This window comes from Streptomyces sp. SCA2-17, from assembly GCF_044336695.1.
This window is the reverse complement of record NZ_CP117521.1, coordinates 4,414,436-4,434,624: the sequence shown is the minus strand read 5'-3', so window position 1 is coordinate 4,434,624 and position 20,189 is coordinate 4,414,436. Positions and strand designations below refer to the sequence as shown.

Here is a 20,189-nt window from a genome sequence, read left to right as displayed (position 1 = left end):
CGCCCTCGCATACGTGAGGGCGACCGAGGACCGGCGCCTGCGGGTCGCTACTTCTTGGCAGCGGCGGCCTTGCCGAAGCGGGCCTCGAAGCGGGCCACGCGGCCACCGGTGTCGAGGATCTTCTGCTTGCCCGTGTAGAACGGGTGGCACTCGGAGCACACGTCGGCACGGATGGTGCCGTCGGCGACGGTGCTACGCGTGGTGAACGAGGCGCCACAGGTGCAGCTGACCTGGGTCTCGACGTACTCCGGGTGGATGTCGCGCTTCAAGGGGTTCTCCTAGGTTCGGGAGGGCTCCGGGTCGTAGAGGCGGGATTGCCTTACGTGAACCGGGGCCGACGGACCAGTCTGCCAGTACTGGCCGCATCCCCCAAAACGGGAGGTCGCGGCCGGTTATTCCCCGGGGTCTCCGGTCCTGGTCAGAGCCGGTCGTACGGGGCGGCCGGGATCATTTGACCACGTCGTCGGCGTCGGTCTTGGTGCCCGCACCGTCCTTGAGCGCATCCTCCGGGATGGGCTGGTCGGCGCGGAGCGCGTCCCAGATCTTGGTGCTCGCCTCGGTGATCGGGACGACCCGGTTGTGGTCGGCGGGGTCGTCGCCCACGGGCAGGGTCACCATGTGCATGTCGCCCGAGCCGATGCCCTTGAGGCCGTTGGCGAAGGAGTACAGCTTGTCGACGGAGGCCAGCTGGCGGTCGGTGGTGAGCGCCTTGGTGGCGGTGTCGGCGATCCCGTAGAGCTTGGTGGGGCTGGTGAACAGGCCGATCTGCTTGACCTGGTCCAGCAGGGCCTTGATGAAGGCCTGCTGGAGCTTGATCCGGCCGAGGTCGCTGCCGTCTCCGACGCCGTGCCGGGTGCGCACCAGGCCGAGGGACTGCTCGCCGTTGAGGGTGTGGGTGCCCGGCTCCAGGTTGAGGTGGCTCCACTTGTCCTTGATGGGCTTGGTCGTGGTGACCTCGACGCCGCCGAGCTTGTCGATCAGCTTCTGGAAGCCGGCGAAGTCGACCTCCAGGTAGTGATCCATCCGGATGTTGGTCATCGCCTCGACGGTCGCGACCGCGCAGGCCGCGCCGCCCACCGTGTACGCCTCGTTGAACTGGGCGCTCTTCACGGCCGGGCTGGTCTTGCCGCCGGAGGTGCGGCAGGCCGGGCGCGGGACGATGGTGTCCCGCGGGATGCTCACGACGCTGGCCTTCTTGTGACCCGCGTAGACGTGGACGATCATCGCGGTGTCGGAGCGGGAGCTGCCCTCGTCGCGGCCGTAGGCGCTGTTGGCGCCGGCCCGGGAGTCGGAGCCGAGGACGAGGATGTCCTGCGAGCCGTTGTCGATGTTCTCCGGCCGGTTCTTGCCCAGCGCGGCGTTGATGTCGACGCTGCTGAGGTTGCCGTTGAACTTGTAGTAGAGGATCCCTGCTCCGGCGCCGCCCGCGAGGACCACACCCGTGGCCGTCCAGGCGGCTATTCGCCAGCCCTTGCGGCGGGGAGCGGGCTTGCGGCGACGGCCGCGCTTCCCCCCGGCACGGCGGCGGTGCGAACCCGCTGACGCGCCCCTACTCTCCTCGGCCATGCGTTTCCTCAGTCCTTCGCTGTCACCCGGTGCTGACCCGGCTTGTCTCCCTGCGCTGATTGACGGGGAAGTCTGCGACAGGGTTGCACAGCGGTTTCTGAGGACTGTCTTAGAAACACTCCGGCCACGGGCTCGGCCGGCGATCTCTCCCACCCCTTGCCACCTGCGATTTCGGACGTTTGAGGGGCATTGATTCCGGCCATGCGGGAACCGTGCGGCTGTGGTACATGTCTCAGAATGTCACGAGAAGATCACGATGCGGGCGGCCGGGTCGGCCGCGGGCTCGGAGCGAGGCGGGGCGGGGCGGGGCGGGGCGGCGGAACGGCGGAGGCCCCCCGCCACCGAAGTGACGGGGGGCCTCCTGGAGCCACCGGGTGCGGATCAGTCGTTGCCGTTGCCCGCGGAGGGCGTGGTCTTCGCGATCTGCATCAGGAACTCGGCGTTCGACTTGGTCTGCTTCATCTTGTCGAGGAGCAGCTCGATCGCCTGCTGCGAGTCGAGGGCGTGCAGCACCCGGCGCAGCTTCCAGACGATCGCCAGCTCCTCGCCGCCCAGGAGGATCTCCTCCTTGCGCGTACCCGAGGGGTCCACGTCGACGGCCGGGAAGATGCGCTTGTCGGCGAGCTTCCGGTCGAGCTTGAGCTCCATGTTGCCGGTGCCCTTGAACTCCTCGAAGATCACCTCGTCCATGCGCGAGCCGGTCTCGACCAGCGCGGTGGCCAGGATGGTCAGCGAGCCGCCGTCCTCGATGTTGCGCGCGGCACCGAAGAACTTCTTCGGCGGGTAGAGCGCGGTCGAGTCGACACCACCGGACAGGATGCGGCCCGAGGCCGGGGCGGCCAGGTTGTAGGCGCGGCCCAGACGGGTGATCGAGTCCAGCAGGACGACCACGTCGTGACCCAGCTCCACCAGGCGCTTGGCGCGCTCGATGGCGAGCTCGGCGACGGTGGTGTGGTCCTCGGCCGGGCGGTCGAAGGTCGAGGAGATGACCTCGCCCTTGACCGACCGCTGCATGTCGGTGACCTCTTCCGGACGCTCGTCGACCAGGACGACCATCAGGTGGCACTCGGGGTTGTTGGTGGTGATCGCGTTGGCGATCGCCTGCATGATCATGGTCTTGCCGGTCTTCGGCGGGGCCACGATCAGACCGCGCTGGCCCTTGCCGATGGGGGCGACCAGATCGATGATCCGGGTCGTCAGCACGCCCGGGTCGGTCTCCAACCGCAGGCGGTCCTGCGGGTAGAGCGGGGTGAGCTTGTTGAACTCCGGGCGGCCGCGGCCGGATTCGGCCGACATGCCGTTGGCCGAGTCAAGGCGGACAAGGGCGTTGAACTTCTCGCGGCGCTCGCCGTCCTTCGGCTGCCGGACGGCGCCGGTGACGTGGTCGCCCTTGCGCAGGCCGTTCTTACGGACCTGGGCGAGGGAGACGTAAACGTCGTTCGGACCCGGGAGGTAGCCGGAGGTGCGGATGAACGCGTAGTTGTCGAGGATGTCCAGAATGCCCGCGACGGGGATCAGGACGTCGTCCTCGGAGACCTGCGGCTCGTTGCCGAAGCCCTCGTCGCGGCCACGGCGGCCACGGCGGTCGCGGTAGCGGCCGCGACGGCCGCGGCGGCCACCCGCCTCGTCGTCGTAGCCATCGTCCTGCGGGCCCGCCTGGGCGCCCTGAGGCGCGCCACGGCCGTCGCGCTGCTGGCGGTCGCCCTTCTGGGCGTCGTCGCGCTGGCCGCGCTCACGGCGGTCGCGCTGGCCGCGCTCGCCGCGGTCCCCACGCTCGCCGCGGTCGCCGCGCTCACGGCGGTCGCCCTTCTGGCCGCGCTCGGCGCGGTCCTGGCGGTCGCCCTTGGCCTTGCCCTCGGCGGAGTCCAGCGCGGCCTCGGCCTTGGCCTCGGTGCGCTCCTCGGCGCGGACGGCCTTCTCGGCCGGCTGGGCCTCGGCGGCGTCGGGGCTGCCGGCGGGCGCGGTGGCCCGGCGGCGGCGGCGCTCACCGGCCGGCTGCTCGTCGGCGGGGGCACCTCCCTGCTCGAGCGAAGCCGAGAGCTTGGGGGACGGCTGGCCCGGGATCTCGATCTGCTGCTGGGCAGCCTTCTCGGAGGGCTTGGCCTCGGCCTTCTCGGCCGCCTCACCCGTACGGGCCTTGGAGGTGGCGCGGCGCTTGGGCTTGGTCTCGGCGTCCGCGGTCTCGGCCTTGGCGGGCGCGGCGGAGCCGCCCGCCTGCCTCTCCTTGATGACCTCGATCAGCTGGCCTTTGCGCATGCGCGCGGTGCCCTTGATGCCGAGGCTCGAGGCGAGCTGCTGGAGCTCGGCCAGGACCATGGCGTCGAGGCCGGTGCCCGAACGGCGCCGCTTGGGGGCGGTGGCAGCACCGGTGGCAGGCGCGGCGGGAGCGTCCGTGGCGGGCGCGGAGGCATTGCCGGCGGCTCCGGCGTTCACGCCCATCAGATCGGTGGTGTCGCTCACGAAGGGGTCCTTCCCTGGAGCGGGCGTCGGCCTGTCTGGCTCGGCGACCGGTTGTGCTGTCCGGCTACGGTCTGGCGGTTTGCGGACCGGGCCGGGGCGGTGGTCCGCCGGTACGGCTGGTACGGCGGAAGAATCAGTTCATTGGTTCCGGCGTGAAGAATGAGGTGAAGACATGGAGTATCGGCTTCACTCATGTCACCCACGCCGATTCCGGAGCGTGCTCGAAGCTGCTCAGGCAGGCTGCTCAGGCAGTTTGGGAGGCTCCCGGAAGAAAAGCGGCCCCTGATCGGGACACAGAGCACCGAGCCGATGTGGCTTCGAGTGCAGACTTGAGGTTAACACTACCGGATCCCACAAACATTCCCCCTCTCCAAGACCGGCAACCGCTATTTTTCGCGGAGCCGGGTTTCGCCCGGATTTCCGCTGTCAGGCGAGCGGAAGCACGCTCGTCCCCCCGGCGTCGAGGGCCAGCCGGTTGGCCGCCCACCCCTCGCCCGCCAGTCGTGCGACCTTGTCGGCCGCACCGCTTTCGGCCAGCGCCAAGACCGTGGGTCCCGCGCCGGAGATGACCGCGGGGACGCCGTCCGCGCGCAGTCGGTTGACCAGGGCCACGCTCTCCGGCATCGCCGGGGCGCGGTACTCCTGGTGGAGCCGGTCCTCGGTGGCCGCCAGCAGCAGTCCGGGGCGCCTGGTGAGCGCCTCGACCAGCAGGGCGGCCCGGCCGGCGTTGGCCGCCGCGTCCACATGGGGGACGCTGCGCGGCAGGAGCCCGCGGGCGGTCTCGGTGAGCACCGGCCGGGACGGCACGAAGACCACCGGAACGATGGAATCCGCAGGGTCCATCCGAATGGCCCGCGCCACTCCGGCGTCCATCCACGCCAGGGTGAACCCGCCCATCAGGCACGCGGCGACGTTGTCGGGGTGTCCCTCGATCTCGGTGGCCAGCTCGAGCAGCGCCGCGTCGTCGAGCTTCTCGGCCCCGCCTATGGTCACGGCGCGGGCCGCGACTATCCCCGCGCAGATGGCCGCCGAGGAGGAGCCGAGGCCGCGCCCGTGCGGGATGCGGTTGGCACAGACGACCTCCAGGCCGCGCGGCTGGCCGCCGAGCAGGTCGAAGGCGGTGCGCAGGGCGCGGACGAGGAGATGGCTCTCGTCGCGCGGTAGGGTGTCGGCGCCCTCTCCGGCGATGTCGATGTGCAGCCCGGATTCGGCCACCCGGACCACGACGTCGTCGTAGAGCCCCAGCGCGAGGCCCAGGGCGTCGAAGCCGGGGCCGAGGTTTGCGCTGGTGGCAGGGGTGCGCACGCGGACAGCGGCGGCGCGGAACGCGGGACCGGCCATCGCTCGATGACTCTCCTTGGTCTGGCCTTGGTGGGGCGTGCAACGTCCGCAAGGGCCGCGACGGCGATGCCGTGGGTCACGGCAGCGGTCTGCGACGGGGCGGAGTGAGTACAGCCTATCGAAGGAAGGTTCTGCGGCGACATAGGGCGCACGGGAGGCGCACGATGCGTGTCGCCTGCGGCGGGCTCCGGGGAACTGCGCGCCGCCGGTTCGCCGCCGTACGGGCTGATTCAGCCTGTCCCGGCAAGAAATCAGCCCGTCCGGCGCTTGAGGACCGGGGTCCGGGGCGGAGCCCCGGGACGGTGCGGTCAGACGAGGCCCAGCCGCTGCGCGGCGACCCCGGCATCCACCGGAACGGTGATCGGCTGAGGCGCACCCGCAACCGCCCAGTCAGGGTCCTTGAGGCCGTTCCCGGTGACCGTGCAGACGATCCGCTGACCCGGGTCGACCAGGCCGAGCTCCGCCGCCTTCAGCAGCCCCGCCACGCTCGCGGCCGACGCCGGCTCGACGAAGACGCCCTCCTGCGAGGCCAACAGCCGGTAGGCGGCGAGGATCTGTCGGTCGGTCACCTCGTCGATGAGGCCGCCCGATTCGTCCCGCGCCTCCTCGGCGAACCGCCACGACGCGGGGTTGCCGATACGGATCGCGGTGGCGATGGTGTGCGGGTCCTTCACCGGCTCGCCGCGCACGATCGGCGCCGAACCGGAGGCCTGGAAGCCCCACATCCGGGGCGTGCGGGAGGCGATCCCGTCCGCGGCGTACTCCCGGTAACCGCGCCAGTAGGCGGTGATGTTGCCGGCGTTGCCGACGGGGAGGACGTGGATGTCGGGTGCGTCGCCGAGCGCGTCGACGATCTCGAACGCGGCGGTCTTCTGGCCTTCGATGCGCACCGGGTTGACCGAGTTGACCAGCGCCACCGGGTACTGCTCGGACAGGCCGCGGGCCAGCGTCAGGCAGTCGTCGAAGTTGCCGTCGACCTGGAGGATGCGGGCGCCGTGGACCAGGGCCTGGCCCATCTTGCCCAGCGCGATCTTGCCCTGCGGGACGAGGACGGCGCAGACCATGCCGGCCCGTACGGCGTAGGCAGCGGCCGAGGCGGAGGTGTTGCCGGTGGAGGCGCAGATGACGGCCTTCGCGCCCTCCTCCTTCGCCCGGGTGATGGCCATGGTCATGCCGCGGTCCTTGAAGGAACCGGTGGGGTTGGCGCCCTCGACCTTGAGGTGGACCTCACAGCCCGTGCGCTCGGAGAGCACCTGGGCGGGGACGAGCGGCGTGCCGCCCTCCCGGAGGGTCACCACCGGGGTCTCGGCGGTGACCGGCAGCCGGTCGCGGTACTCCTCGATGATGCCGCGCCACTGGTGGGTCTGGTTGCTCATTGCTTTCGTTACTCCCCTTCAACCCGCATGATGCTCGCGACACCGCGGACCGTGTCCAGCTTGCGCAGCGCTTCGACCGTCGCCGACAGGGCGGCGTCGGCGGCCCGGTGGGTGACCACGACGAGGGAGGCCTCGCCGTCCTTGCCCTGCTGGCGGACCGTGTCGATGGACACGCCGTGCTCGGCGAAGACGGTGGCCACCTGGGCCAGCACGCCGGGCTTGTCGGCCACGTCGAGGCTGATGTGGTAGCGCGTGACCACCTCGCCCATCGTGCTCACCGGCAACCGCGTGTAGGCGGACTCGCCGGGCCCGGTGGTGCCGGCGACCTTGTTCCGGCAGACGGCGACGAGGTCGCCGAGGACCGCGGAGGCGGTCGGCGAGCCGCCGGCGCCGGGGCCGTAGAACATCAGCTGCCCGGCCGCGTCGGCCTCGATGAAGACCGCGTTGTACGCCTCGCGCACGGAGGCCAGCGGATGGGTCAGCGGGATCATCGCCGGGTGGACGCGAGCGGTCACCGACCGGCCGTCGGCGGCCCGCTCGCAGATGGCCAGCAGCTTGATGGTGCAGCCCATCTGCTTTGCGGAAGCGAAGTCCGCGGCCGTGACCTCCGTCATGCCCTCGCGATAGACGTCGTCGAGCCGGACGCGGGTGTGGAAGGCGATCCCGGCGAGGATCGCGGCCTTCGCGGCGGCGTCGAAGCCCTCGACGTCGGCGGTCGGGTCCGCCTCCGCGTACCCCAGGGCGGTGGCCTCGTCCAGCGCCTCGGAGTAGCCCGCGCCGCTGGAGTCCATCTTGTCGAGGATGAAGTTGGTGGTGCCGTTGACGATGCCGAGCACCCGGTTGACCTTGTCGCCCGCGAGCGACTCGCGCAGCGGCCGGACCAGCGGAATGGCGCCGGCCACGGCGGCCTCGTAGTAGAGGTCCACGCCGTGCTGCTCGGCGGCGGCGTGCAGGGCGGCGCCGTCCTGGGCGAGCAGGGCCTTGTTCGCCGAGACGACGCTCGCGCCGTGCTCGAAGGCGGTGGTGATCAGCGTGCGGGCCGGCTCGATGCCGCCGATGACCTCGACGACCACGTCGATGTCGTCGCGTTTGACGAGCGCGGTGGCATCGGTGGTGACGAGCTCCTCGGGCACCCCGGCGCGGACGCGGCCGGGCCGGCGGACGGCGATGCCCGCGAGCTCGACGGGCGCGCCGATGCGCGCCGTGAGGTCGTCAGCGTGCGTCGTCATGATGCGCGCCACTTCAGAGCCGACCACTCCACAGCCCAGCAGCGCCACTTTCAGCGGACGCGTACGCATCATCCGACCCCTGCTTTTCATCGATACCGTCTCGTACATCTTGGGTTGTGCACCAGTCTCACTCACTGGACGGAGGTTTCCCTCCGCTGTCCAGTATCCGAGACCTTTGTTTCCGTCAGTGTTGCGTCGGTATTGCGCCACCGCGGTTTTGTGGTGCTTGGTTATTGCTTACTTCAGCCGACGTCGAGACGGAGAAGGTCTTCTTCCGTCTCGCGCCGGACGATCACACGGGCCGCGCCGTCGGCCACCGCCACGACCGGCGGCCGCAGCGCGTGGTTGTAGTTGCTGGCCATCGAGCGGCAGTAGGCGCCGGTGGCCGGCACCGCGAGCAGGTCGCCCGGGGCCAGGTCGGCGGGGAGGAAGGCGTCGCGGACGACGATGTCGCCGGATTCGCAGTGCTTGCCGACGACGCGCGAAAGCATCGGGGCCGCCGACGACGTCCGGGACACCAGCGCGACGCTGTACTCGGCGTCGTAGAGCGCGGTGCGGATGTTGTCCGACATGCCGCCGTCGACGCTGACGTACGTGCGCAGGCCCGGCAGCTCCTTGACCGTGCCCACCTCGTAGAGCGTGAGGGCCGTGGGGCCGACGATGGCGCGCCCCGGCTCGACCGAGATGCGCGGCACGGCGAGCCCGGCGGCCGCGCACTCGCGGGTGACGATCTCGCGCAGGGCCGTGGCGATCTCCCGCGGCTCGCGCGGGTCGTCGTCGGAGGTGTAGGCGATGCCGAGGCCGCCGCCGAGGTCGATCTCGGGGAGCTCGACGCCGTGCTCGTCGCGGATCTGGGCGAGCAGCCCGACGACCCGGTGGGCCGCGACCTCGAAGCCGGAGGTGTCGAAGATCTGCGAGCCGATGTGGGAGTGGATGCCGATGAGTTCGAGCCCGTCGAGCTTGAGCGCGCGCCGCACCCCCTCGGCGGCCTGGCCGCCGGCCAGCGCGAGCCCGAACTTCTGGTCCTCGTGGGCGGTGGCGATGAACTCGTGGGTGTGCGCCTCGACGCCGACCGTGATCCGGATCTGGACGCGCTGCCGCTTGCCGAGCCGCTCGGCGATGTGCGCGACGCGCACGATCTCCTGGAAGGAGTCGAGGACGATCCGCCCGACGCCGGCCTCGACGGCGCGGGTGATCTCCTCAGTGCTCTTGTTGTTGCCGTGGAGGGCGATGCGCTCGGCGGGCATGCCGGCGGCGAGGGCCGTGGCGAGCTCGCCGGCGGAGCAGACGTCGAGGTTGAGCCCCTCCTCGTGCAGCCAGCGCACGACGGCGCGCGACAGGAACGCCTTGCCCGCGTAGAAGACGTCCGCGTCGGGGCCGAAGGCGTCGCGCCAGGCGCGGCAGCGCTCGCGGAAGTCGGTCTCGTCGAGGAAGTAGGCGGGGGTGCCGAACTCCTCGGCGAGGCGGGTGACGGGGATGCCGCCGACGGTCACGACGCCGTGCTCGTCGCGCGCGACGGTGCGGGACCACACCTTCGGGTCGAGGGCGTTGAGGTCGGCGGGCGGCGGGGCGTAGTGCCCTTCGGGCAGCACGTCGGCGTAGCGGGGCCCGGCGGGGTGGGCGGAACGGCTCATGGTCTCTGATCCCCTCAGAGGTGTGCGGGTGCGGTGATGCCGAGCTGGTGGAGGCCGTCGGCCAGCACGTTGCCCGTGGCCTCGGCGAGGGCCAGGCGGGCGCGGTGGACGGCCGAGGGTTTCTCGTCACCGCGGGGCAGGACGGAGCACTCCGTCTGCCACGTCAGGAAGGCGCCGGCGGTGCGGTCGAGGTGCCGGGCCAGGCGCTCGGGGTCACGGGCGGCCGTGACGCGGGGGTGGTCGGCGAGGGCGGCGAGGAGCGGGGCCGCGCCCTCGTGCCCGCTGTCGGCCGGCTCGGAGCGGAAGCCCAGGTCACGGGCGTTGCGCACGAGCGCGCGGGCACGGGCGTGTGCGTAGCGCACCCGGAAGAGGGGGTTGCTGTCGCGCTGGACGAGGAGCCCGGCACGGCCTGCGCCGGCGGGCCACAGGAGGCTCCAGCGGGCGGCGTCGGAGCCGAGGCGGGCGAGGAGGGAGGGAAGCTCGTGGCCGGGATCGGGCAGGGGCAGCGGCTCGGCGGCGGGCGGAGGATTCAGCGCCTCCCGTACGAGCTGAACATACGAGACCCCGTCCAGGGTGATGTTGAGAAAGCCGGGCCCGGCGATCTCGACCCGGGCGATCCCCGGCTCCGCGGCCAGCCGCTTCCGCAGCACTTCGGCGACCTCGCGGGCGGGGCGGCCGGTCTCCTGGGCCACGCGCAGGGCGACGTTGGTGGCGAAGTCCCCGCAGCCGGGGCGGGGCGGGACCCGCACGGTGACCCGCGTGGGCGCGGCGGCGGGCAGCTCGTCGGCCTCGACGGCGCACTGCACGGTGTGCAGCACGGTGCGGGAGAGATCGGCCGGGGTCACGGGGCCAAGCCTAGGGGAGAGGGGTGGGGCCGGGGCGAATGGGTTTCGCCCACCGGGACGGCGCTACTCCCCCCGGCTGAGGGACTCCACCCCGCAGACGGGCTGCACGGACGGGATCCCTCCCGTGTCCCCGGGGGCCGAGGCCCCCGGCAACCCCTCGCTCCTCTCCCCCTTGTGGCGCCGCATGAGCCTGCGGACCAGCCGGACCATCTCGGCCGGCTCGAACGGCTTCGCCAGGAACGCGTCGACCCCGGCGGAACGGCCGCCCTCGACCTCCAGCTGGGTGCACGCGCTGATGATCGCGATCGGTATGTCGCACGTCCGGGCGTCGGAGCGCAGCCGGGCAGCGGTGTTCAGCCCGTCCAGCCGGGGCATGACGACATCCAGCGTCACCACATCAGGACGCACGCGGTGCACGATCTCCAGACATTCGGCACCATCGGCCGCGGTCACGACCTCGAAGCCTTCGAGCTCGAGGTTGACCCTGATCAGCTGCCGGATGACCTTGTTGTCGTCGACGACAAGGACCCGGCCGGACAAGCCAGGCACACCCCGAGAGTAAGCGCGCCCCCCACGCTGCGTCCGGGTTTTCCCCACTTCCACCCCGTGCGGGCGAGCACCCCCCGCCCACCCCGCCCCAGCCCCGCCGAACGACGTTGCGGATCACCCTCCGGAAGCTGGTAATGTTCTACCCGTCACCGCACGAGCGGCCGACACGCCCCCGTAGCTCAGGGGATAGAGCAACGGCCTCCGGAGCCGTGTGCGCAGGTTCGAATCCTGCCGGGGGCACTCGCCGACAGTCAGCAGAAATCATGCGCTGGCCAGGGCGGATGCCGACTTGAAAGAGCGGGAGTCAGTCTCACTGACTCCCGCTCTTTTTTGCTGCCGCTCAGCGTTCGAGACACACCTCCGACACACGCGTCAGGCTGTGTCGTCACCCTCCTCCTCCAGCGCTTTCGCAATCTTCGCGTTGGCCGCTTCCTCGTGGCCGTCGATGCAGCCGTGGTACCGGCGGTGGATCACCTCCGGGGAGTTGCCGACCCTGCGGGCCACTTCGGCGATCGGGACGCCGGCGTTCAGCCACCGCGTGATGCACGCGTGCCGCAGGTCGTACGGGCGCCCGGCCAACGGTGACTCGACGCGGTCCGGCGGCAGCGCGTACTCCCGCGCTTCCTCCCACACCCGCCAGTACGTGGACGAGCCGACCACTCCCCCGCGCTCGTTGCCGAAGACGCGCCCTTCTTTGGCGGTCCCGAACTGCTTCAGATGCACCTGGAGGATCGCGACCAGGACGGGCGGGATAGGGACCGGCCGGTCGGTAGACGCCTCACGAGCCTTGAGGCCGCGGCGGTCGTGCCGCTCCCCCGAATCGGTCCACTGCTTGCCGGAGACAGGGCGCGTCTCCCGCAGCGTGAGAGTGCCCCAGCCTGTTTCCGGTAAGTGGCAGTCCGGCAGTCGCAGTCCGACCGCTTCGGCGGGCCGCAGCCCGGCGTAGTACAGGACCGCGTAGAAAGCCACCAGGCGACGTCCGCGGCTGCGGTCCCATGACCCGACGTAGGAGACGGCGGTGAGCAATTGCCGCCCCTGTACGGCGTTCACGAGGACTCGCGGGTCCACCACGTCACTGGTGCCCATCTGCTTCCTGCGAGCCTTCTGTAGCGGGTTTTCCGGGAGTTCTTCCGTGACCACGGCATGTTCGAGAGCTACGTTCAGAGCGCGGCGCCGGCGCTTATGCGTCTCTCGTGCCGCCGGCTGACCGTCCAGCCGGTAGCCGAGGCGGTACAGCACGTCCTCGAATACTTCGGCGTCCATCAGGTCGGTGACGGGACGGTCCGCTGTCGTGAGCCAGTCGTACGCGGGCTTCAGCTCTTCCGGCGGATCCTGTCCCGCGTTCGCGGGCACGATGCCCCACTGAAACGCCCGCCGGAGGTACTTGTCCCCGGGGAGGCCATCTTCCCGGTTCACCATGGCCAGCGTTACGGCTGCGAGGCCGTCAGCCATGCCCTCACGGGTCTTGGCCGCGCTCGTACGCCACCGTCCGGCCATGTACTTCCGGCAGAACTCGAACCATCGCAACGACGGCTTGGATTCAATGCTCTCGGCCGCATCCACTGCCGCACGTACCTCGGACTCAGGCAGGCCGGATGTGATCTCGAACGCCTCTCCCCGGCGCATGGCCTGCCGCAGTTCTGCCCGACGGCTGTCGGCGAGTGCGGACGTGGTGAACGTGCCGCCGTGCACCTGGCCGCCGACCACCCAGCGCAAACGATAGGGGCGGGACTTCCGGCCGGTCTTGGTGACCTTCCACAGCTTGATGTCTAAGGAGTACCCCGGGCGGGCCGACCCCCGAGCGCCTCCGGCCGGAACGCCCTTCTCCTCGCTCACGCGGCGTCCTCCCGCTCCGCGAGCCAGCGGTCGTACTCGGACCGCCGAATCCGGACGTCCCCGTTCGGCAGCTTGATCGCCCGAGGGGCCTTTCCGAGCCGGCGCCATCGGTAGAAGGTCGACGGTGCGACCTTGAGGTCGCCGATGACCTCCTTCACGGTCAGCTTCTCGTCCCCTGCTCGGGGCCTCGTGCCGCCTTCCTCTCGCCCTTTGCAGGGTCCGGGCGACGGGGGGTTGTCGCTGTGGTGCATGCTGGTGGCACCTCCTGATTCCTGTGTGGATGGGAGGCCGGGGCAGCGGGCGTCCTTGCCGGGTAGACCGCTGCCCCGGGCGAAGTCAGAGGAGCCGGTCCTGGCTCCACTTGAGGTACTCCTGGCGCACGTACACGAGGCAGTCGTCGGCGGTCACGATCTCGGCGCCCCTGAGGCACAGACCGTTGTGCGTGGCGTCGTAGTCGAGCAGCCGTCGCGCAGCCGCGACGGCGGCTTCGGCGGTCGGCGCGGCGACATCAGGGGCGAACCTGACCGCCTCGTCGAGCGCCATGCGGTCGAAGACAGCCGCCTTACGGAGCCAGAACTCCCGCTCATCGTCGGACGGGCGGGGGATGCTGTGCCTGATCACCCAGCCGATCTCCGAAGTGATCCCCGGGGCGGCCACGTAGGCGTACGTGGGATCGGTGGCGTGCGCGCCGGTAGTCACTGCTCCTCCTCGGGGCCGTGGTCCGTGGGGGAGGTGAGGAGCAGGTGGTGAAGGGCCGTCTCGGCCTGCTCGCCGTACGCGTAGGCGGCGTCCGCCAGGCCGGTCAACGAGCCGTGGCTCAGTTCCCCGGAGTGGTCGAGCCTGCGGGCCGCGACGATGGAGCGGAGGACGGCCAGGCGCCTCTGGCCATCCCAGGTGCCGAGGTCTCCGCGGAAGTCGGGCAGCGGGTCGCCCGGCACGATGTAGTGGTCGGTCTGGTCGCGCTGGAGCTCCACGTACCGCGGCCGGTACCCCTTGATGACCGCGAGCAGCGCTGCTGCCGTGCCGTAGGCGTAGGTGAGGGCGAGGTTCTCGTACAGGTCGGTGGTCATGCGCTGGTAGGCGCGGGACAGGCCGCGGACCTGGCTCAGGGCGATGTCGCAGGGGCTGATCTTGTACTCCCCGCGGATGTTCACGTCGCCGATCACCAGCCGCAGGCGGGCCGGCTCGATCTGCCACGAGGCGACCTGGGCCGCCCGGTGCGCGAGCCGCATCTCCCGGGCCGCGGCCCCAAGCGCGAACACGCTCGCCGTTAAGCTGTCGAACCACGCGATGGTGGTGGTGTTGGACATGTGCGTCCTCTCCACTGCCGGAATTGCCGAGCCGGACTGTCCGGCCCTCTGCGCGGCCCCACCTCCACAGGAGTTGGACCCGCACAGGGAGCCGTCAGTCGAGGGCCGGCGCCGCCGCGCTCTCCACCGTGTGGAGTAAGAGCGAGCGCAGGTCGGTGCCGATGACCGCTTCAAGGCGGTGTTCGATGGCTTGCCACGAGGCGGGGTCGATGGCCATGAGCGCGGCGATAGCGGCCGGCCCTTTGCCCTCTTCGATGGCCGTGAGCGCATCACGCAGCTCTCCGGAGGCCATGAGTGAAATCTTGTTCATGGGAGGGGCTCCTTCACCTGATTACTTGTCGAGGGCGGGAATGGCGTGGGCGATGGCGCCCATGACCTGATCAATCGGCGCGGCGATGCCGGTGCGGCTGAGGTAGTAGCCGAAGAGGATCGCGACCGTGGCGCCGCCGATGCCGACGGCCTTTGAGCGGAGGAGCATGGCCAGGAGGAGGCCGAACAGCACGAGTGCGGAGATGGAGAAGGACATCACGGGGCTCCTCGGAGAAGTCAGCGTCGGGCTTTGCCGGTGCCGTCGCGGTAGAGCTCGGCGACGGAGTTGTAGAGGCGTCGGCCGACGCGCAGGCGCAGGCCCTGCCCCTCGCAGCGGCGGCATTCGCGGCCGCGCTTGAGCCGGCCGCTGCGAGTCCGGCGGATCTTCGCTCCCCATCCCCCGCATTTGCGGCACGCGCCGAACGGGCTGAGGGCGCAGATGACGGCGTAGCAGAGCGTGAGGAATATGAGGCCGGGCATAGCGTCGAGCAGGGAACTCATCAGAACCCTCTCCGGGCGGGAATTCGGGGGACCGTCGGCGAACGCCGCTAGGTGCTAGTGCGCAGGTCAGGTGGGCGATGTACTGCTAGCGGGGGTGCTAGACCTAGCGGCCGTCCTGCTAGGCCTAGCGGCGGCGTCGGCTAGGCCGCGGCGCCCGTGCTGTCACGTTCCGCGATCGCCCTCAGGACGTCGGCGCGTTTGATTCCGCGGCGGTTGGCGCCCGTGCCGTCTTCCGTGGTGCCCCACACCTGCGCGGTGCGGATGCCGTACGGCTTCAGAGCTGCGGTGAGCTGTTCCGCGGTCCACGTGCGGTACGCGGAGGGCCGGAGTTCCGCGAGGGAGGCGACGATCGCCTCGTTCCAGAGCTTTTCCTTGCCGGCGGGCAGCGCCGTGAGGAGGTCCGAGAGCAGGTCGTAGGACGGGCCGGCCTCCGCCTCGGGCCGCTCCCCCAGCGCGTAACCGTCCAGGGTGCCGAGGCGCTCGCGCGTCTTCCGGGCCCGCAGGGCGATGACTTCCGCCTCCACGGCATTGACCTCGGCCGCCCGGACGATCTGTGCGTCCGCGCCTTCGCCGAGGAAATAGCAGATGCCCTTGTCTTCCCAGGCAAACATCGTTGCGCGCACGCCCCGCTTATAGGCGCCGGTGCCGAGAACCATGTTGTTCTCGACGTGGCTCATGACCTTGAGGCACCAGCGGGCCGACGCGTTTGCGGAAATGCCCTTCGGCAGACTGATTTCGTCCGGCCGCTGAGTGGCCAGCAGCAGCACGATTCCCGTGGCCGGGCCGAGCTTGACGAGGTCTGTGCAGATCTCCTCAAGTTCCTTGCCGTGCTTGGGGTGCTCGAACCACTTCTGGCACTCGTCCACCCCGACCACGATCGGGTGCAGGCCGAGGGCTCGCTTCGAAGCGAGCTCCGTCGTCACCTTCGACTCGGGGCAGATATCCCGGGGCAGACCGCGGATGACGTCGGTACGACGACGCAACTCGGCCTGGAGCTCACGCAGAGAGGTCAGCCCGTAGAGGATGTCCTCGTCACGATTGCCCGCCCGGTGCCGAAACCCGATGGCGTCGCCGACAGGGTCGAGATCACCAGTCCCCTTCAGGTCGTAGCTGTGCACCTCAGCACGCGGGTCGAGCGCGGCGATGAGCAGCAGCAGACGCAGAAGATAAGTCTTGCCCATCCTCGGAATGGCGCCGATCACGCCCGCCAGGTACATGAGGGTGATCTCCACCCAGCGCCCCCGCTGATCAGTTCCCCACGCGACGGGCTTGAAGAGATTCACCGTGCCCGACTTGGCAAGGGGCCATGCCGGCTGCGGGGTCTGGGACATGTCCTGATCACCGACCCACAACCTCAGGCGACCGGTGTGTTCGTTCCGAACGGCCTCGGGCCAGACCGTTCCCAGCGGCCGCCGGAGACCGGAGGCCAGCCTCTCCCGGCGGTCCATGATGTCCGTGACGGTCACGCCATGAGGGAGATCGCCCTCGGCGAGCCAACCAGGGCCGTCGCGGGTGATGGGGGCGGTGAAGGCGAACCCGTCCCCGCCCTTCGACTGGGCCTGATTGATGCCCTGAATGCCGAGGGAGCCGAGAGCACGGAGAACGATGTCACTGGTGAGCCTCGTCGCCCTCGGGACCTCCACCGCTCGGTGGATCACCGGCGCATCAGCCGGCTGCCCCAGCCATCCCAGGGCCATCGTCAGAGCGAAGCCGCACAGCGACAGCAACCACTGCGGTGCCATGACGTAGAGCGTGAGCGCCGTGGCGGTCCCCGCGATCGCGGCCACGAGGGCGACTGCCGCCCGCCAGCGGACACGGCGATCCCTCTGGCGCGAGAGCTGTAGGTATTTGGCGATGTCGTCGGTCGCCGCCGCGTACTGCCGGAACGGCTCGCCTTCGACATCGGCGACCCATCGCAGCCGGCCGCCGACGAACCGCGCAGCGCCGCGCGGGGCCTGTAAGGCAAGACGGACGGTGTACCAGGGCGTCCGTACCGCGTGGTACGCGGAGACGTGCCAGGCGTACGAGACCACGCCCTTGCCGGCGGCCAGGAACTCCTGACGCGACTTCGCCCATGCCGGGATGACCGGGCGACGCTTGGCGCCCTGCGCCCGGCCCGCCAAGCCGGGGCCCGACGGTCCCCCCGGGCAGTCGACGGCAACGGCCTCGTCGCCCGAGATGGCGGAGTCGGGAGGGTCGCCAGGGCGGTTCTGCTCTAACGCAGGGCTCTCCGTCAGTTGGTCGTTCACGTGACCCCTCCAAATCCTGGGCGGGACGGGAGAACGGGAGCGATGCGTTCAGACGCGAAAGCGCCGCGGTCCGGTGAGGCGCGCCCAGCACTGGTACGCGATCGCCACGACCTTGAACCCGCCCAGTCCGGCGAAGAAGGTCAGCAGCCAGTCCGCACCGATGCCCTCGGCCGATCGGCAGCTGATGTACGACACGAGGAACGCGAAACCCAGAAAGACCAGGGCCACGACGCTGCGGCCGGCCGAGACCGGCGGGACGTAGCGCCCCACGACGACCAGGGCGGACGGTTCAACGAAACTGAGCCCCCCGTTCGGGAGCCGTAAGACGACGAGCTTGCCTTCTCCGTGGTCCGCGATCCCGGCCACGGTGCCGAGGGTGATGTCCTCGTGGCTGCGGGCGATGTCACCGACGGTGAGCTGCATGTGATCCACCTCTGAGGTTGAGAACAGTGCAGGCAGCAGGGAACGGGCGCGTCCTTCGTGAGCGTGCTGGACGCTGACGACCCCTCAAGTCCTCTAGTCCTACTGAGGACTAGAGGAGCTCAGATGGGGACTATGACGCGGCTCTCACTAACTCGTCAAGTCCTCTTCAGGAGCCGTATGCTGATCCCCGTCGATACGACAGGCGGGTGAGCACCGATGGCGAAGGTGTACGAGCGGATTGCGGACGGCTTGCGAGAAGCCATCCGCGCAGGTCAGCTGAGCGCCGGAGACCGCCTCCCCTCTGAGACGGCACTCGCGGAGGAGTACGGGCGCAGCCTCCCCACGATCCGCGAAGCACTGCGGCTTCTGCGCGACGAGGGACTGATCGAGAAGCAGCACGGTCGCGGGAACTTCGTCCGTCAGCCCCGGGCGACCGTCCTCCGAACGAACGTCAGGCACCAGTGGGAGAAGGACCGCGTCCGGCAGCCCGAGGAGCAGCGGGCGCAGACCGGCGCGACCGAACATGACACCGGCCTGACGCTGAACGATCTCGTCTTCCAGGCGTTCTACCGCGAGATCAAGGCAGGCAAGGATCTCGCACAAGCCTTCGAGGTTCCGGAAGGCGAAGTGCTCCTGCAACGCACCTACCGGACGCGCTATGCGGCGGAGCGTGCCCCGTTCGCGCTGGTCACCTCCTACCTCGTCCGCGACATGGTCGCGTCGAACCCGGACCTCTTGGACGAGTCCAACGAACCGTGGCCCGGCGGCACTCAGAACCAGCTCTTCACGATCGGCATCGAGCTCGACCGCATCGAGGAACACGTCACCGCCCGGCCGCCCACGCCGGAAGAGGCGGAGGAGCTGGAACTTCCGCCCGGCACCGCCGTGATTCTGCTGCGCAAGACCTCGTACGACACCAACGACCGCGTTGTGGAGCTCTCCGACATCACGTTGCCCGGCGACCGTACGGAGATGCTCTTCACCACTCCCCTGGAAAGGTGGTGAGTGCCGTGCGCCGGCGCATCATCATCGTCACCGCTGTGCACGGACCGTCCGCCCACCACCTCCACGACGCCTACAAGTCTCTGTGCGCCCAGGAGCTCCCCGAGGGATGGGAGTGGCACTGGCTAATCCAGGAAGACGGGCAGACGGACGATGTCGCCCCCCACGTCCCCGACGATGAGCGCGTGACCTTCCGGCAGGGACGGCGCGGCGGCCCTGGTGTCGCCCGGACCATGGCCCTGGCGCACGCCGACGGCGAGTACGTCAAGATCCTGGACGCCGACGACCAGCTCCCGCCCGGCGCCCTGGCCCGCGACATCGCCGTCCTTGATCGTGACCCCAGCATCGGCTGGACGACGTCACGTGTCCTGGACCTGATGCCCGACGGGACCACGGTCGGGTTCGACCAGGACCCGGACGAGGGGCCGATAGAGCTGGGCGCCGTACTTGCGCACTGGCAGGCACACGGCTTCCGGGCACAGGTCCATCCCGCGACCCTCTGCGTCCGCCGTGATCTACTCATCGCGCTCGGCGGCTGGATGGCGCTTCCGGCGTCGGAGGACACCGGGCTTCTGCTCGCCCTGGATGCCGTCAGCCGTGGGTACTTCACCCGCGAAGTGGGGCTCCTCTACCGAAAGTGGCCTGGTCAGGCGACCGGGCAGGAAGCCCACACCAACGCCGCGGAGCGCGACGCGCGCATGGCCGTCGTCCAGGCCCGGGCGCAGGCGCTCGCGTACAACCGCTGGCTCTACCCGGCTACGAGCTGACCGGCACTTCGTAGACGATGACGCCGAGGGAGGCGGGCACCACGATGTCCGCCGTCTCGACGGCTCGCCCGTCGTCGCTGTAGTACGTCCGCTGGATGCGGGTGACGAGCGCTCCCCGCTGCACGCCGAGGAGGGTCGCCTCCTCGGCGGTCGCGTGTCCGGGCTCGGGCTGCTCCACCGCACGTGCGACCGTAATGCCGATCTCCGCCATGCGGGCGACCACACCCCTGCCTGCGTACGGACCGCCCTCCGGCAGCACGACCAGTGTGTTGCCCGTGATGTCGTACGGCTCCCAACTGGTCGAGAGCTGAACCGGCTTGCCGTCGGACAGGAACTCGTAGACGGTCCGGACACACAGGTCCCCCTCGGCGATGCCGAGGCGAATCGCGATGTCCGCCGGCGCGGGAACCTTGGCCTCCGTGCTGCTCTCCCACGTGCCGTGCTTGCCGAGGGCGGACATGTCCGCAGCGAAGGGCGATCCTCCCCGCTGCTCGCGGCTCTCTGAGCGAACCATGCGCAGGCGTGCGCGCGGCTCGGCAACGTACGTCCCCGACCCTGCGCGGCCCTCCAAGACGCCTTGCGAGATGAGGAGTTCTTGCGCTCGGCGGATGACGTTCTCGCCCACGCCGCCGCACTCCTGCGCAAGCTGCGTACGCGACGGCAGCCGGTCGCCCGGCGCCCACTCCTGGTCCGCGATGCGCTGTCTCAGCAGGTCAGCGACGCGGAGATAAGGCGGCTGCTCACGCATGTGGAAAATCTAGTCCACTAGCCCTATTCTAGTTAACTAGCTTC

Annotated in this window: 21 protein-coding genes and 1 tRNA gene; 3 read left to right on the top strand and 19 right to left on the bottom strand. The window is 70.1% G+C overall.

All coding sequences use genetic code 11. From position 1 onward, the window contains the following. Positions 1 to 47 precede the first annotated feature (47 nt). The 9 genes from rpmE to PS271_RS20200 all read right to left on the bottom strand — a co-directional run bounded on the left by rpmE (position 48) and on the right by PS271_RS20200 (position 11,054). On the bottom strand, positions 48 to 269 hold the full coding sequence (rpmE, locus tag PS271_RS20240; RefSeq protein ID WP_106679164.1) for a 50S ribosomal protein L31: 222 nt from the start codon (positions 267 to 269) through the stop codon (positions 48 to 50). A 178-nt stretch (positions 270 to 447) separates the two neighbouring features. Continuing rightward, positions 448 to 1,566, bottom strand: coding sequence for an LCP family protein (locus PS271_RS20235; RefSeq protein ID WP_398383535.1), 1,119 nt, complete (start codon positions 1,564 to 1,566; stop codon positions 448 to 450). 381 nt (positions 1,567 to 1,947) lie between these two features. Then, positions 1,948 to 4,026 (bottom strand): transcription termination factor Rho, encoded by a 2,079-nt coding sequence (rho, locus tag PS271_RS20230; protein ID WP_398383533.1) that lies wholly within the window; start codon positions 4,024 to 4,026, stop codon positions 1,948 to 1,950. 426 nt (positions 4,027 to 4,452) lie between these two features. Beyond that, a complete protein-coding gene (gene thrB / locus PS271_RS20225; protein WP_398383531.1) occupies positions 4,453 to 5,367 on the bottom strand; it encodes a homoserine kinase in 915 nt (304 codons plus the stop codon). 308 nt (positions 5,368 to 5,675) lie between these two features. Further along, complete coding sequence (gene thrC / locus PS271_RS20220; RefSeq protein ID WP_398383530.1) at positions 5,676 to 6,743, bottom strand: threonine synthase; 1,068 nt, start codon at positions 6,741 to 6,743, stop codon at positions 5,676 to 5,678. A gap of 8 nt (positions 6,744 to 6,751) precedes the next feature. Next, entirely contained in the window at positions 6,752 to 8,044 is a 1,293-nt protein-coding gene (locus tag PS271_RS20215; protein ID WP_398383528.1) for a homoserine dehydrogenase, read from the bottom strand. Between the two features lie 170 nt (positions 8,045 to 8,214). After that, the gene (gene lysA / locus PS271_RS20210) at positions 8,215 to 9,606 is read right to left on the bottom strand and encodes a diaminopimelate decarboxylase (protein WP_398383526.1); all 1,392 of its coding nucleotides are present in this window, start codon (positions 9,604 to 9,606) and stop codon (positions 8,215 to 8,217) included. Between the two features lie 14 nt (positions 9,607 to 9,620). Beyond that, the gene (nrtL, locus tag PS271_RS20205; protein WP_398383524.1) at positions 9,621 to 10,451 is read right to left on the bottom strand and encodes an ArgS-related anticodon-binding protein NrtL; all 831 of its coding nucleotides are present in this window, start codon (positions 10,449 to 10,451) and stop codon (positions 9,621 to 9,623) included. Positions 10,452 to 10,514: 63 nt separating this feature from the next. Beyond that, positions 10,515 to 11,054 carry a response regulator gene (locus PS271_RS20200; RefSeq protein WP_398383523.1) on the bottom strand — a complete coding sequence of 180 codons (540 nt, stop codon included), beginning with the start codon at positions 11,052 to 11,054 and terminating at the stop codon, positions 10,515 to 10,517. 114 nt (positions 11,055 to 11,168) lie between these two features. On the opposite strand from PS271_RS20200, the gene PS271_RS20195 reads away from it, so the two are divergent. Beyond that, positions 11,169 to 11,240, top strand: a tRNA-Arg gene (locus PS271_RS20195). Between the two features lie 132 nt (positions 11,241 to 11,372). Here PS271_RS20195 and PS271_RS20190 read toward each other — a convergent pair. The 9 genes from PS271_RS20190 to PS271_RS20150 all read right to left on the bottom strand — a co-directional run bounded on the left by PS271_RS20190 (position 11,373) and on the right by PS271_RS20150 (position 17,628). Next, positions 11,373 to 12,836, bottom strand: a complete 1,464-nt coding sequence (locus tag PS271_RS20190) for a tyrosine-type recombinase/integrase (protein ID WP_398383521.1) — start codon at positions 12,834 to 12,836, stop codon at positions 11,373 to 11,375. Beyond that, the gene (locus PS271_RS20185; protein WP_398383520.1) at positions 12,833 to 12,994 is read right to left on the bottom strand and encodes a helix-turn-helix transcriptional regulator; all 162 of its coding nucleotides are present in this window, start codon (positions 12,992 to 12,994) and stop codon (positions 12,833 to 12,835) included. The genes PS271_RS20190 and PS271_RS20185 overlap by 4 nt, the downstream gene beginning before the upstream one ends. 178 nt (positions 12,995 to 13,172) lie before the next feature. Beyond that, the gene (locus PS271_RS20180) at positions 13,173 to 13,535 is read right to left on the bottom strand and encodes a hypothetical protein (RefSeq protein WP_398383518.1); all 363 of its coding nucleotides are present in this window, start codon (positions 13,533 to 13,535) and stop codon (positions 13,173 to 13,175) included. Beyond that, the gene (locus PS271_RS20175; RefSeq protein ID WP_398383517.1) at positions 13,532 to 14,146 is read right to left on the bottom strand and encodes a hypothetical protein; all 615 of its coding nucleotides are present in this window, start codon (positions 14,144 to 14,146) and stop codon (positions 13,532 to 13,534) included. Before PS271_RS20175 ends, PS271_RS20180 begins: the two co-directional genes overlap by 4 nt. A gap of 94 nt (positions 14,147 to 14,240) precedes the next feature. Next, positions 14,241 to 14,456 carry a hypothetical protein gene (locus PS271_RS20170; protein WP_398383515.1) on the bottom strand — a complete coding sequence of 72 codons (216 nt, stop codon included), beginning with the start codon at positions 14,454 to 14,456 and terminating at the stop codon, positions 14,241 to 14,243. Positions 14,457 to 14,477: 21 nt separating this feature from the next. Beyond that, on the bottom strand, positions 14,478 to 14,672 hold the full coding sequence (locus tag PS271_RS20165; RefSeq protein WP_398383513.1) for a hypothetical protein: 195 nt from the start codon (positions 14,670 to 14,672) through the stop codon (positions 14,478 to 14,480). A 20-nt stretch (positions 14,673 to 14,692) separates the two neighbouring features. Next, the gene (locus tag PS271_RS20160) at positions 14,693 to 14,935 is read right to left on the bottom strand and encodes a hypothetical protein (RefSeq protein ID WP_398383511.1); all 243 of its coding nucleotides are present in this window, start codon (positions 14,933 to 14,935) and stop codon (positions 14,693 to 14,695) included. Between the two features lie 161 nt (positions 14,936 to 15,096). Continuing rightward, entirely contained in the window at positions 15,097 to 17,205 is a 2,109-nt protein-coding gene (locus PS271_RS20155) for a cell division protein FtsK (protein WP_398383510.1), read from the bottom strand. 48 nt (positions 17,206 to 17,253) lie between these two features. Further along, positions 17,254 to 17,628 (bottom strand): hypothetical protein, encoded by a 375-nt coding sequence (locus tag PS271_RS20150; protein ID WP_398383508.1) that lies wholly within the window; start codon positions 17,626 to 17,628, stop codon positions 17,254 to 17,256. A 216-nt stretch (positions 17,629 to 17,844) separates the two neighbouring features. Between PS271_RS20150 and PS271_RS20145 the strand changes: the two genes are divergently transcribed. Continuing rightward, complete coding sequence (locus PS271_RS20145; RefSeq protein ID WP_398383507.1) at positions 17,845 to 18,633, top strand: GntR family transcriptional regulator; 789 nt, start codon at positions 17,845 to 17,847, stop codon at positions 18,631 to 18,633. A 5-nt stretch (positions 18,634 to 18,638) separates the two neighbouring features. Further along, the gene (locus PS271_RS20140) at positions 18,639 to 19,397 is read left to right on the top strand and encodes a glycosyltransferase (protein ID WP_398383506.1); all 759 of its coding nucleotides are present in this window, start codon (positions 18,639 to 18,641) and stop codon (positions 19,395 to 19,397) included. Here PS271_RS20140 and PS271_RS20135 read toward each other — a convergent pair. Further along, entirely contained in the window at positions 19,387 to 20,145 is a 759-nt protein-coding gene (locus PS271_RS20135; protein WP_398383505.1) for a GntR family transcriptional regulator, read from the bottom strand. The genes PS271_RS20140 and PS271_RS20135 overlap by 11 nt on opposite strands. Between the last annotated feature and the right edge of the window lie 44 nt (positions 20,146 to 20,189).